Genomic DNA, 12,132 nt, shown 5'->3' with positions numbered 1-12,132 from the left:
GAAAAGAACCCCTGTGAGGGGAGTGAAATAGAACCTGAAACCGTGTACGTACAAGCAGTGGGAGCCCTTCGGGGTGACTGCGTACCTTTTGTATAATGGGTCAGCGACTTACATTTTGTAGCGAGGTTAACCGTATAGGGGAGCCGTAGGGAAACCGAGTCTTAACTGGGCGTCTAGTTGCAAGGTGTAGACCCGAAACCGGGTGATCTAGCCATGGGCAGGTTGAAGGTTGAGTAACATCAACTGGAGGACCGAACCCACTAACGTTGCAAAGTTAGGGGATGACCTGTGGCTGGGGGTGAAAGGCCAATCAAACTCGGAGATAGCTGGTTCTCCCCGAAAGCTATTTAGGTAGCGCCTCGGACGAATACTACTGGGGGTAGAGCACTGTTTGGACTAGGGGGTCATCCCGACTTACCAACTCCATGCAAACTCCGAATACCAGTAAGTAATATCCGGGAGACACACGGCGGGTGCTAACGTCCGTCGTGAAGAGGGAAACAACCCAGACCGCCGGCTAAGGTCCCAAAGTTCTGGTTAAGTGGGAAACGATGTGGGAAGGCTCAGACAGCTAGGATGTTGGCTTAGAAGCAGCCATCATTTAAAGAAAGCGTAATAGCTCACTAGTCGAGTCGGCCTGCGCGGAAGATGTAACGGGGCTCAAACCAGGCACCGAAGCCGCGGATTCACACTTATGTGTGAGTGGTAGGGGAGCGTTCTGTAAGTCTGCGAAGGTGTATCGAGAGGTATGCTGGAGATATCAGAAGTGCGAATGCTGACGTAAGTAACGATAAAGGGGGTGAAAAGCCTCCTCGCCGGAAGACCAAGGGTTCCTGTCCAACGTTAATCGGGGCAGGGTGAGTCGACCCCTAAGGTGAGGCCGAAAGGCGTAATCGATGGGAAGCAGGTTAATATTCCTGCACGACTTGTAATTGCGATGGGGGGACGGAGAAGGCTAGGTGGGCCAGGCGACGGTTGTCCTGGTGAAAGTGCGTAGGCGGTATCTCTAGGCAAATCCGGAGATGCAACGCTGAGACACGAGACGAAGCCACTACGGTGGTGAAGCCATTGATGCCATGCTTCCAGGAAAAGCCTCTAAGCTTCAGATTACAAGTCATCGTACCCCAAACCGACACAGGTGGTCGGGTAGAGAATACCAAGGCGCTTGAGAGAACTCGGGTGAAGGAACTAGGCAAAATAGAACCGTAACTTCGGGAGAAGGTTCGCTCTTGACAGTGAAGTCCCTCGCGGATGGAGCAGTTGGGAGTCGCAGTGACCAGATGGCTGGGACTGTTTATCAAAAACACAGCACTCTGCAAACACGAAAGTGGACGTATAGGGTGTGACACCTGCCCGGTGCCGGAAGGTTAATTGATGGGGTTAGCGCAAGCGAAGCTCTTGATCGAAGCCCCGGTAAACGGCGGCCGTAACTATAACGGTCCTAAGGTAGCGAAATTCCTTGTCGGGTAAGTTCCGACCTGCACGAATGGTGTAACCATGGCCATGCTGTCTCCACCCGAGACTCAGTGAAATCGAATTCGCCGTGAAGATGCGGTGTACCCGCGGCTAGACGGAAAGACCCCGTGAACCTTTACTACAGCTTGGCACTGAACATTGAACCTACATGTGTAGGATAGGTGGGAGGCTTTGAAGCGATGACGCCAGTTGTCGTGGAGCCGTCCTTGAAATACCACCCTTGTATGTTTGATGTTCTAACGCAGGGCCCTGAATCGGGCTCGCGGACAGTGCCTGGTGGGTAGTTTGACTGGGGCGGTCTCCTCCCAAAGAGTAACGGAGGAGCACGAAGGTTGGCTAATCCTGGTCGGACATCAGGAGGTTAGTGCAATGGCATAAGCCAGCTTAACTGCGAGACGGACAGGTCGAGCAGGTACGAAAGTAGGTCATAGTGATCCGGTGGTTCTGAATGGAAGGGCCATCGCTCAACGGATAAAAGGTACTCCGGGGATAACAGGCTGATACCGCCCAAGAGTTCATATCGACGGCGGTGTTTGGCACCTCGATGTCGGCTCATCACATCCTGGGGCTGAAGTCGGTCCCAAGGGTATGGCTGTTCGCCATTTAAAGTGGTACGCGAGCTGGGTTCAGAACGTCGTGAGACAGTTCGGTCCCTATCTGCCGTGGGCGTTGGATGATTGAAGGGAGTTGCTCCTAGTACGAGAGGACCGGAGTGAACGAACCTCTGGTGTTCGGGTTGTCACGCCAGTGGCACTGCCCGGTAGCTAAGTTCGGAATCGATAACCGCTGAAAGCATCTAAGCGGGAAGCGAGCCCTGAGATGAGTCATCCCTGACCCCTTGAGGGTCCTAAAGGGCCGTTGGAGACCACAACGTTGATAGGTGGGGTGTGTAAGCGCGGCGACGTGTTGAGCTAACCCATACTAATTACCCGTGAGGCTTAACCATACAACACCCAAGAAGTGTTTCTGGTGCTTGTAGCAAGTGCATGAACTACTTACAAATTCAGTGATAGTGACAAGCAACTAGCGAAGTCGTTATTCACGTCAGCTTTCCGAGATTGAAGTTTTTGCCTGGCGGCCATAGCGCCGTGGACCCACCTGATCCCATGCCGAACTCAGAAGTGAAACGCGGTAGCGCCGATGGTAGTGTGGCATTCGCCATGCGAGAGTAGGACACTGCCAGGCTCCTAATTACAGTCACAGCGATGTGACTGGCCAGAAGAAGCGGATGCTTCTTATTGGTAGCAAGACCTTAACAGCCCGCTCTCACGAGTGGGCTTTTTTCATGCCTGCGATTTGGCACGATAGTGCCGCGGCGTAGCGGTTTGCGCGAAGTGGCAGGCGCTTGAGCCAGACGCCCATCGCCAGCGAACCGATAGTATCTAAACTGCTCCCCCTGACTCGCCGCACGGCTGCAGCATCTCCACCACCCCCTCTTCCAGCTGCATGTCGATGTGAAAACCGAGCCGTTTGGCTTAATCGACAATGCAACAAGGTAGCCTTCTCGCAGTATCTATTTCCCTAAATAATGCAGTGCGTAGCGTTGAGCCCACCAAGTGTCAAATATTGGGCGCATTTTATTCATTTTATTTTCTGTTGAAAGAGATGAATTGAGTGAGAAGGTTGCTGAGTGGCCCAGGGTAATGCCAGTTCTCCAATCCGGTAGCTGGCTGGTTATCACAGGCGTTGATAGTGGCTATAGCCTGGATGAGGGATGACAATCGCCTTGGACCCCTTAGACTGTTCTTTTATTCGGGAGGTAAGTGCCATGCTAGGGATCCATGATCTAGCGTTGTTTATCGTATCCGGCCTGCTGCTTAATATGATGCCAGGGCCTGACTCATTGCTCATCATGCTACGCAGTGGCTCTCAGGGATGGCGAGCGGGCTCGATGGCTGCGCTTGGTATAGGCACTGGCACCATGGTGCATGTACTTGCGGCTGCATTAGGATTATCGGCATTGCTGAGCGCCTCTGCCAGTCTGTTCAGCATCATCAAGTTGCTGGGGGCGCTTTACCTCATTTATCTGGGGGTTGGCTTGCTGAGAACGCGATCTGGCCCCCTCTTGGATAAAAGGAAAATCAAGCTGGCGCCTTTGCCCTATGGCCGTCTCTTCTGGCAAGGATTTCTAACCAATCTACTCAATCCTAAGGTGGCGCTGTTTTTTCTGGCATTCGTGCCGCAATTCATTGCGCCGGATGCTCCCCAGAAGGCGCTGGCTTTCATCCTGCTCGGTTGCATATTCAACCTGAACGGCATGATCTGGTGCCATCTACTGGCGCTGTCGACCGCATTTGCCAGCAGCAAGCTGAAGGTCTCGGCCAAGTTGAGTCGCTGGCTCAATCGCGTAATGGGGGGGCTCTTCGTCGTGCTGGGGATACGGCTGGCTACTGAATAGCAGAGACTATCATCATCGAGTTGCGCAACGGCCAGTGCAGACGTTTTGCCTGAGCTCGCTGCGAATGAACACGCCGCAATAGAAAAGGCGCATTCCACTGCTGGAATGCGCCTTGTCCTGCACAGACATGATCGAAAGATCAGTTCATGCCGTAACGTTTGAGCTTTTTACGCAGGGTTCCGCGGTTGATCCCCATCATCACGGCAGCGCGAGTCTGGTTACCACGGGTGTACTGCATGATCACGTCCAGCATGGGAGCTTCGACTTCGGAGAGGACCATATCATACAGCTCAATCACTTCCTGACCGTTCAACTGGGCCAGGTAGTTACGCAGGGCCTGTTGCACAGAGTCACGCAGGGGGCGCTGGGTGGGCTCGGCGGCATGATTGTGAGTAGTTGTTACCAATGCATCAGAAGTCAGGGTTTGTTCGAACATATTCGGTCGGCTCTTTAGTTATGCGTTAACCTAATCCATCGAAATACACTTCAAGTGCTCTTAGCTGTGCATCTGCACAATCCAACGCATTGAAGTGCTTACGGAATTCTCGGCCCGTCACTTCTTCATCCAGATACCAGCCCACGTGTTTACGGGCAATGCGCGCTCCCAGAAAGGCACCGTAAAACTGATGCAGATTGGTTACATGCTCGTTCATCAGGGTGCGAACCTCATCCCTTCCGGGAGGTGGCAGCTTGGTTCCTGTCTCAAGAAAATGACGGATTTCCCGGAAAATCCACGGTCGTCCTTGCGCTGCACGGCCGATCATCACGGCATCGACGCCGGTATAGTCGAGGACATACCGGGCCTTCTCCGGGCTGTCTATGTCGCCATTGGCGACAACAGGAATCGATACGGCCTGCTTAATCGCCCTGATAGTGTCGTACTCTGCTTCGCCCTTGTAGAGGCAGGAGCGAGTGCGACCATGCACGGCAAGGGCCGCGATACCGCAATCTTCGGCGATTCGGGCGATCTCCTCGCCATTGCGGTTATCCGGATCCCATCCTGTGCGGATCTTCAAGGTGACAGGCACTTCCACTGCATCGACCACGGCCCGGCAGATAGTTCTGACCAGATCGGGTTGGCGCAGCAGGGCGGAACCTGCCAACTTCTTATTCACTTTTTTTGCTGGACACCCCATGTTGATGTCGACGATCTGAGCGCCCTGCTCCACGTTGTAGCGGGCGGCAAACGCCATCATCTCCGGGTCGGCTCCAGCTATCTGGACCGATCGCAGTCCCGCTTCGGCAGAGTGATCCATCCGCATCCTGGTCTTCTGGGTATCCCAGACGTCCGGATTGGCCAGCAGCATCTCGGAAACGGCCATGCCGGCACCCAATCGCAAACAAAGCTCACGAAATGGTCGGTCTGTTACACCGGCCATGGGGGCCACAATCAAGGGAGTTTCAAGCGTGTGGGGACCTATCTGCATTCCACAGTTACCATCGGCTTAGGGCGGCGTATATTACGCATTTTTTAGTCAGGATAAAAGGTTAGTATTTGAGCGTCAGGCATTTTTTTATGAAAAAAACGGCCAGCGAGGCCTTGCAAATTCAGGAGTGCTTGAAAATCGGGCAAATTGTGATGGGGGCTGCCGTCAGCTGAAGTGAAGGGATACAATCGAATTACCCGTGACCAGATCCCCGGGCTTTGCGTTATGATAATTGCCCTGCGTTGAGTAAAAACTCCAAACATTTTCATTACAAACTGCACGACCAACAGATTGGGGAAGTATGAGAGCACGCTTTATCTGCCAGCTGGCGCCCTGCCTGTTATGGCTCATGCTGACGCCAGCCCAGGCGCAGCCCCTCAGCTTTAACCAGGCCTGGAGCAAGGTGCTGCAACAAGACGAGGGATTGGCAGCGGAACAAGCCGGGGTTGACCGCGCCAAGCAGCTGCGCGAGGCGGCCAAGGCCATGTATCTGCCCAAGGTGGATCTAGGGGCAAGCTACACCCATCTTGACAAGCCGGTCGAGCTGGACATGCTGGATCTCAATCCCATCGCCAATCATCCCGAATTCGGCCAGATCCTGGGGCCCGTGATGCAGGCATTGCAGCTCGGAGCCAGCGATTTTGTTACCCCTCTCACAAAGCAGAATGTGGTGACCAGTTCGGTCAAGATGCTGTGGCCGCTGTTCGTGGGGGGGCGTATCGATGCCGCTCAGGATATCCGTCAGGCGCAGGTAGTGGAGGCTCAGGAGCAACTGGTGCTCAAGCAGCAGGCCAGCTTCGAGAGTCTCTCCCAGACTTATTTCGGTGTGGTGTTGGCGGCGCAGGTGGTGCAGACCAAGCAGGAGATCGAGCAGGGGCTGGCCCATCACCTAGATCATGCCCGCAAGCTGGAAGCGCAGGGCCAGATAGCCAAAGTCGAGCGGCTCTCGGCTCAGTCGGCCTATGACAGGGCGCGCATCGATACCCAGAAGTATCGCCGCAGCCTGGAGATTGCCGAGCTGGCTCTGGCCCGGATGCTCAAACTCAAGGGGGCTGAGCCCGACAATCCTCTGTTTATCAATGCCCAGATGCCGGAGATGGATGCCTTCGTGCAGGAGACCCTGGCTGTGCACCCCGGCCTCAAGCTGCTGGCAGCGAAGAAGCAGCAGGCTCAGGGGCTAATCAAGCTGGAGAAGGGCAAATATGCCCCCGAGCTGTTCCTGTTTGGTAATTACAACCTCTATGAGGATGACTCCATCACCTCCAGCCTGACCCCGGACTGGTTGGTCGGGGTCGGCGTCAGCATGCCGCTGGTGAGCCGGGATGGCCGTTCCGATGCGGTCCAGGCGGCCAAGAGTGCCGAGTTGCAGGTCAATCTGCTCCAAGCCAAGACCCGTGAGGATCTGGAGTTGCTGGTCGAGAAGACCTGGCGTGAAGCGGCCCAGGGGATGGAGGAGTATCAGGCCCTCGACTCGACCCAGCAACTGGCACAGGAAAATGTCTCCCTGCGGGATAAGGCATTCGCGCAAGGACTCTCTACCTCGCTAGATGTGGTTGATGCCCGTAACCAGTTGGCCGGGGTCAAGACCCAGCGGGCCGCCGCCGCTTACCAGTATGTGGTATCGCTGGCGCGTTTGTTGGCGCTCTCCGGCCAGATGAACAGCTTCAATCAATATCAGTATGCCCAGGCTATCGAGGTGAGTTCATGAAGAGCCGCTCTTTCAAGCCTTGCGCCTATGCTCACCGCCTCACCGAGGCAATGCTGCTCGCCCAGACCAGGGTGACGCCAGAGCCCGCCTTATCCATTATCCGTTTCTGCGTCGGCCGTACTGGCCCCGATATCGAGGTATCAGCATGAGTCACTCCCCCATACGGCAGAAGATGCGCAAAGGCAGGCTGTTGTTGTTTCTCCTGGCGTTGGCATTGCTGGTTATCTGGCTTGGTTGGCGTTTCTGGCTGGCATATCAACCTGAGCCGGTACGGTTGCAGGGGCAGATAGAAGCGCAGCAGTATGCGGTTTCTTCCAAGGTGGCCGGGCGAATCGATCAGGTACTGGTGAAGAAGGGAGACAAGCTGGACAAGGGACAGCTGGTGTTCACGCTGGCTAGCCCGGAGATAGAGGCCAAGCTGAGTCAGGCCAAGGCGGGAGAGGCGGCAGCCGGTGCCCTGGCACAAGAGGCCGAGAATGGTGCCAGGGCGCAGCAGATAGCAGCCGCCAAGGATCAGTGGCAGCAGGCCAAGGTGGCCGCCACGCTGAGGGGAACCACTTATCAGCGGATAGCCAACCTGCACAGGGATGGTGTCATGCCCCTGCAGAAACGCGATGAAGCCTGGACAGCCTGGCAGGCGGCCAAGTACAGCGAAGGCATTGCTTGGCAGCAGTATCAGTTGGCCCTGGAAGGGGCGCGGGTCGAAACCAAGGTTGCGGCGCGGGAGAAGGTCAAGATGGCGGCGGGCTCCGTGGCCGAGGTCGAGGCCTATCTGGCCGATACCCGCATCACCAGCCCGCACGAGGGGGAAGTCGCCCAGGTGCTGCTGCGTAGCGGCGAGCTGGCTCCTCAGGGTTTTCCCGTGGTGACCCTGCTCGACATGCAGGATGCCTGGGCCCAGTTCCATGTCCGCGAAGATCTGCTGCCCCGATTCCAGGTCGGCAGCGAGTTCGATGCCAGCATTCCCGGTCTGGATGATCAGTGGGTGCGCTTCAAGGTGACTCATGTTGCCGTGATGGGGGACTTTGCTACCTGGCGTGCGACTGATACCCGTCAGGGGTTTGACATGAAGAGCTTCCAGGTCGAAGCCCGGCCGCTGCAGCCCGTAGATGGGCTGAGAGTCGGCATGAGTGTCCTGGTTCAGCTCTGATGAGGGAGGAGCTGCGCCAACTCTGGCGGGACCCTTTCGGCCGTGCATTGGCCAGCTGGCTGCCTCTGTTGCTGATGGGGCTGCTGTGCTGGATCTTCTCCGCAGGCCTGGCGCGGGATCTCAATATAGGTCTGGTGGATCTGGACAAGAGTCAGCTCTCCCGCCAGCTTGCCTTCTCTCTGGATGGCTCCTCGGGTCTCAAGCTCGGGGCCGAGTTTGATTCTGTCAGCGAGGGCAGTCGTGCCCTGCGTGGGGGGGATATCTACGCCCTGGTGGTGATCCCTCACCATCTGGAGCGGGATGCTCGTGAGGGTCTTCAGCCCCAGGTCACAGTGTTCAACAATGGCCAGTTCATCCTGATAGCCAAGCTGGTCAATTCGGCGTTGGCGCAGGTGGTGGGGACCCTGAACGGTCAGGTCGGCGTATTGAATGCCCTGGCCGAGGGGCAGGTTCTGCCGGGAGCCATGGGCCAGGCGCTGCCCATCAACAATCAGATCACGGCGCTCTATAACCTCAACTCCAGCTATGCCCAGTTCCTGCTTAGCGCCCTGCTCCCGGCGGTCTGGCAGATCCTGGTGGTGCTCTATGGTTTGAATTCCCTGGCCCGTGCCGACAGGCTAGGCCAGAGATGGGGCATAGAAGGTGTCTGGAAGGGCCTGTGGCGCAAGCTGGGCCCGAATCTGTTCATCGGTTGGGCTTGGGGGCTAGGCTGGAGCCTGATGCTGTTCAAGGTGTTGGCCTATCCCATGCAGGGCAGTTGGCTTATCTTGAGCCTCGGTCTGGGCCTTACCACGGCCGCCTGCCTCACTCTGGGCGCATTGCTCTATGCCCTGCTAAGGGATGCGGCGCGGGCACTCTCCATGGCGGGGGCCCTGACGGCCCCCGGCTTTGCCTTCATGGGCGTGACCTTTCCGACCAGCGCCATGGGCAGTTTTGCCGAAGGGTGGCGCAGCCTGCTGCCTGTTTCGCACTATATAGAGTTGCAGATAGGTCAGGCCAACTATGGTCAGCCCCTGGCTCACGCGCTCTCTCAACTGGCGCCGTTGCTACTCTTCCTGCCACTGCTTGGTGTGGTGGCGCGTCGCTATCGCTCTGAATCCCTTGCCCTGAGTCCGACCGGGAAGGAGGCTGGCTCATGCTAGGTTTCTGGGATCTCGTGCGTCTCGAACTGCGCACCCTGGTATCGGATCGGGCTATCATGCTGACCCTGTTTGGCGGTGTGCTCTTTTACTCCTTCCTCTATCCCCAACCCTATTTGCAGCAACTGCCACGGGAAGAGCCGGTGGTGGTGATCAACGAGGATGGTAGCCAGCTCTCGCGTCAGTTGGAGTTTATGGCCGATGCGACGGCTCAGGTTCGTCTGGTCGCTCGGGTGAGCAGCCTGGATGAGGCGCGTCAGTGGCTCATCGACGGCCGGGCCAGCGGCATACTGCTGATCCCCCGCCATTTCTATCGGGATCTGCTGCTGGGCAAGAGTGTGACCTTAAGCTATAGCGGTGACGCCTCCTACTTCCTGGTGTACGGCACCATAGCCGAAGGGCTGGCACAGGCGAGCGGCACGCTCGCAGCGCAGGTGAAGGTCGCCCGGCTACTGAGCCACGGGGAAGCCTTGCCCCAGGCGGCCACGGGCTGGAGTGCGGTGGGGCTCAATGTGCTACCAGTGTTCAACCCCACCATGGGGTACGTGAACTATGTGGTGCCCGCCGTCTTTGTGCTTATCCTGCATCAGGTGTTGCTGATGGGGGCTGGCATACTGGGAGCGACCCAGAATCAGCAGAACGAACGGGGGATATCGGGTTATTGGCAAAAGGCCCCGGTGCTGCCCCTGTTACTGGCGCGGACCCTGGTGCTGGGGGGGCTCTTCCTGATACCGGTCAGCTATTTCTTCGGGTTTTGTCTGGATCACTACCAGATCACCCGCAACGCTTCACCGACGACACTCTGGCTGTTTGTGCTGCCTTTCGTGCTTGCGACCACCATGTTGGGAGTACTGTTGGGAGCCTTGCTGCGCAGGCGGGATCTGCCAAGCCAGATAGTGTTGCTCTCATCCCTGCCGTTGGTGTTTCTGGCGGGGTTCATCTGGCCGGTAGAGTTGATCCCGGGGCCCTTGAACTGGCTGGCCCAGTGGTTGCCGAGCACCCCGGCCATCGCCGGTTTTCTGCGTCTTAACCAGATGGGGGCCGACTTTGCCCAGGTGGCACCGCTTTGGTGGCAGTTATGGGGGCTGGCGGTGCTGTATGGCGCACTTGCCTATTACTGGTTGGCTCGGCGTCAGCATCAAAGCGCCTAGTTGACAAGGGAGAGCACTGAGGCCGACCCTTGTTGATTACTGGATAAACTTAACCCGGCAAGAGGCCGGGATCACTGATGGCGTAGATCTGGCCGGCGGCCGTGCTGTCGGCGAGCAGGCTCAGCCCTTGAATGGCGACATCACGGCGTCGTACCAGGCCGTGGGTCTCCTGACGTTGACTCAATCGTGCCTGACCGATCGGGTTGCCATCCTGCAAGCCAGCAGGGCGCAATATGGTCCAGGTCAGGGTGCTGGTCTGCAACCAGCTTTCGGCCAGACTCTTGAGACGGACCTCATGGCCGAAGGCTGCCCTGGCTCGCTCGGGGAGATGCTGCCAGCTGTCGCCACAACCAAGGGAGGTGACCAGCAGCAGGCGCTTGAGCCCGCACTCTTCCATTCCATCGATCACCTGGCGATTGCCCTCGTAGTCAACGGGATTCGGGCTGCGAAAGCTGCCGAGGGTTGAGACTACCCAGCTATCTTTTCCTGCCAATGCACAAACCCGGTTTACCGCCGCTCGATCGAGGGCGTCCCCCGATACCACATCGGCACCGAGTGCGCGCAACTCATCGGCAGCTTGGGATGAACGCACCATGGCCAGGACCCTATGTCCCTGAATCATGGCCAGCTTGGTGAAGGCAAGACCCAGCCCTCGGCTGGCTCCAAAGATAATAATGGTGGGCATGGTTCTGCTCCCTTTGGCAAAAAGGTTAGCCTAAGGGTTCATCTTCGATACGTAAATGAGAGTTGTTATTATCTGAGTGGTTGGCTGCGCGGGCCGCTGGGGCCCGCGGGGTGTTTAGCCGTTGTAGTGGCCGATACTGGGGCGACGACTCGGGCCACTGAGCTGGATATCCACCGGGTTGAACGCCTTGATCGCCTCGAAGCTGAAGTCGCCAATGGCCTGGTGCAAGCTCTGGGGGCTGTGGTTGGTGATGATTATGACGCTCTTGGAGAGGTTGCGGCGCCGGCGCAGCAGATGGCCGAGGAAGCTGGACTGGCTCTCTGCCATCTTGGCCCTGTTGGCGGCCACTTCGTCAAGGATCAGCAGGTCGACCTCTTCCAGGGCGCGCCGGTACTGGTTGCGCTCCTCCTGATCCTGAATGACGTTGAAGAAGAGCCGGTCCACCACCGAGGCCCACTGCTGGAAGATCACCGATTTCTGGTGCTGCTCGATCAGTTCGTGTGCCACGGCCCCGGCCAGGGTTGACTTGCCGGTACCATAGTCACCATAGATCAGCATGCAACCGCCACCGCTCTTCTCCCAATGCTCGAATCCGCTGATGAAGTAGCGTGCCGTCTCCATCGGGTACTGCAAGCTGGGATCGCTTGCATCCATGCGCTCAAAGACCCATTCCGGATTGAGGTCGGCCTGGGCAATCAGTTTCTGAATACGCTCCTGACGTGCACTCTTCTGCAGCTGGCGTACCTCGGCGTTGGCTTTGAGGTCATACTCTTTGCGCAAGGTTTCGTAATCGTACTGACCACCTCCTGTCTCGGCCTGCAGACGACGAATGCGCTCGAGCAGACCGCCGACATGACGGCTCAATTCTGGGTCATGGACTCGGTTGTCCTGTTTGGCTTTGGCGATACGTTGCCGCTTGGCTTCGATCTCGGCCAGCTCCTGGCGCAGGGGATCCTGTTCATTTGCCATCTTGATATGCTCCTGGTGCCGGGGTGGCG

The 12,132-nt window shown here is 57.3% G+C and carries 10 protein-coding genes and 2 rRNA genes (1 of these 12 cut by a window edge); 8 read left to right on the top strand and 4 right to left on the bottom strand.

Features of this window, described 5'->3' with window-relative positions; translation table 11 throughout:
* The 3 genes from ACSMDR_RS07660 to ACSMDR_RS07650 all read left to right on the top strand — a co-directional run.
* Positions 1–2,422 (top strand): 23S ribosomal RNA (locus tag ACSMDR_RS07660); it begins 468 nt to the left of the window's first position.
* Between the two features lie 124 nt (positions 2,423–2,546).
* A 5S ribosomal RNA gene (gene rrf / locus ACSMDR_RS07655) occupies positions 2,547–2,661 on the top strand.
* A 583-nt stretch (positions 2,662–3,244) separates the two neighbouring features.
* Entirely contained in the window at positions 3,245–3,874 is a 630-nt protein-coding gene (locus ACSMDR_RS07650; RefSeq protein WP_436468223.1) for a LysE family translocator, read from the top strand.
* 139 nt (positions 3,875–4,013) lie between these two features.
* Here ACSMDR_RS07650 and fis read toward each other — a convergent pair whose 3' ends face one another.
* The gene (gene fis / locus ACSMDR_RS07645; protein ID WP_005906654.1) at positions 4,014–4,310 is read right to left on the bottom strand and encodes a DNA-binding transcriptional regulator Fis; all 297 of its coding nucleotides are present in this window, start codon (positions 4,308–4,310) and stop codon (positions 4,014–4,016) included.
* Between the two features lie 25 nt (positions 4,311–4,335).
* A complete protein-coding gene (dusB, locus tag ACSMDR_RS07640) occupies positions 4,336–5,301 on the bottom strand; it encodes a tRNA dihydrouridine synthase DusB (protein WP_005906651.1) in 966 nt (321 codons plus the stop codon).
* 349 nt (positions 5,302–5,650) lie between these two features.
* Between dusB and ACSMDR_RS07635 the strand changes: the two genes are divergently transcribed.
* The 5 genes from ACSMDR_RS07635 to ACSMDR_RS07615 are packed head-to-tail and all read left to right on the top strand — an operon-like array spanning position 5,651 to position 10,449.
* The gene (locus tag ACSMDR_RS07635; RefSeq protein ID WP_436468222.1) at positions 5,651–7,009 is read left to right on the top strand and encodes a TolC family protein; all 1,359 of its coding nucleotides are present in this window, start codon (positions 5,651–5,653) and stop codon (positions 7,007–7,009) included.
* Positions 7,006–7,158: a hypothetical protein gene (locus ACSMDR_RS07630; protein WP_436467822.1), complete on the top strand. Its 153-nt coding sequence runs from the start codon at positions 7,006–7,008 to the stop codon at positions 7,156–7,158. The genes ACSMDR_RS07635 and ACSMDR_RS07630 overlap by 4 nt, the downstream gene beginning before the upstream one ends.
* Complete coding sequence (locus ACSMDR_RS07625) at positions 7,155–8,159, top strand: HlyD family secretion protein (protein WP_436467821.1); 1,005 nt, start codon at positions 7,155–7,157, stop codon at positions 8,157–8,159. The genes ACSMDR_RS07630 and ACSMDR_RS07625 overlap by 4 nt, the downstream gene beginning before the upstream one ends.
* Positions 8,159–9,301, top strand: a complete 1,143-nt coding sequence (locus tag ACSMDR_RS07620; protein WP_436467820.1) for an ABC transporter permease — start codon at positions 8,159–8,161, stop codon at positions 9,299–9,301. Before ACSMDR_RS07625 ends, ACSMDR_RS07620 begins: the two co-directional genes overlap by 1 nt.
* Positions 9,295–10,449, top strand: a complete 1,155-nt coding sequence (locus tag ACSMDR_RS07615) for an ABC transporter permease (RefSeq protein WP_436467819.1) — start codon at positions 9,295–9,297, stop codon at positions 10,447–10,449. Before ACSMDR_RS07620 ends, ACSMDR_RS07615 begins: the two co-directional genes overlap by 7 nt.
* A gap of 49 nt (positions 10,450–10,498) precedes the next feature.
* On the opposite strand, the gene ACSMDR_RS07610 is transcribed toward ACSMDR_RS07615, so the two are convergent.
* Both ACSMDR_RS07610 and ACSMDR_RS07605 read right to left on the bottom strand, forming a co-directional pair.
* Positions 10,499–11,134 carry an NAD(P)H-binding protein gene (locus ACSMDR_RS07610; RefSeq protein WP_436467818.1) on the bottom strand — a complete coding sequence of 212 codons (636 nt, stop codon included), beginning with the start codon at positions 11,132–11,134 and terminating at the stop codon, positions 10,499–10,501.
* 114 nt (positions 11,135–11,248) lie between these two features.
* Complete coding sequence (locus ACSMDR_RS07605; RefSeq protein ID WP_005906642.1) at positions 11,249–12,103, bottom strand: DnaA ATPase domain-containing protein; 855 nt, start codon at positions 12,101–12,103, stop codon at positions 11,249–11,251.
* Between the last annotated feature and the right edge of the window lie 29 nt (positions 12,104–12,132).

It is taken from the genome of Aeromonas molluscorum (assembly GCF_051376105.1).
Lineage (GTDB): Bacteria > Pseudomonadota > Gammaproteobacteria > Enterobacterales > Aeromonadaceae > Aeromonas > Aeromonas molluscorum.
This window is presented reverse-complemented; position numbering and strand designations above follow the sequence as displayed.

Bases quoted from the DNA above. Each gene is read 5' to 3' on its own strand.
- ACSMDR_RS07650 (WP_436468223.1), top strand. From the start codon at position 3,245: ATGCTAGGGATCCATGATCTAGCGTTGTTTATCGTATCCGGCCTGCTG.
- fis (WP_005906654.1), bottom strand. From the start codon at position 4,310: ATGTTCGAACAAACCCTGACTTCTGATGCATTGGTAACAACTACTCAC.
- dusB (WP_005906651.1), bottom strand. From the start codon at position 5,301: ATGCAGATAGGTCCCCACACGCTTGAAACTCCCTTGATTGTGGCCCCC.
- ACSMDR_RS07635 (WP_436468222.1), top strand. From the start codon at position 5,651: ATGCTGACGCCAGCCCAGGCGCAGCCCCTCAGCTTTAACCAGGCCTGG.
- ACSMDR_RS07630 (WP_436467822.1), top strand. From the start codon at position 7,006: ATGAAGAGCCGCTCTTTCAAGCCTTGCGCCTATGCTCACCGCCTCACC.
- ACSMDR_RS07625 (WP_436467821.1), top strand. From the start codon at position 7,155: ATGAGTCACTCCCCCATACGGCAGAAGATGCGCAAAGGCAGGCTGTTG.
- ACSMDR_RS07620 (WP_436467820.1), top strand. From the start codon at position 8,159: ATGAGGGAGGAGCTGCGCCAACTCTGGCGGGACCCTTTCGGCCGTGCA.
- ACSMDR_RS07615 (WP_436467819.1), top strand. From the start codon at position 9,295: ATGCTAGGTTTCTGGGATCTCGTGCGTCTCGAACTGCGCACCCTGGTA.
- ACSMDR_RS07610 (WP_436467818.1), bottom strand. From the start codon at position 11,134: ATGCCCACCATTATTATCTTTGGAGCCAGCCGAGGGCTGGGTCTTGCC.
- ACSMDR_RS07605 (WP_005906642.1), bottom strand. From the start codon at position 12,103: ATGGCAAATGAACAGGATCCCCTGCGCCAGGAGCTGGCCGAGATCGAA.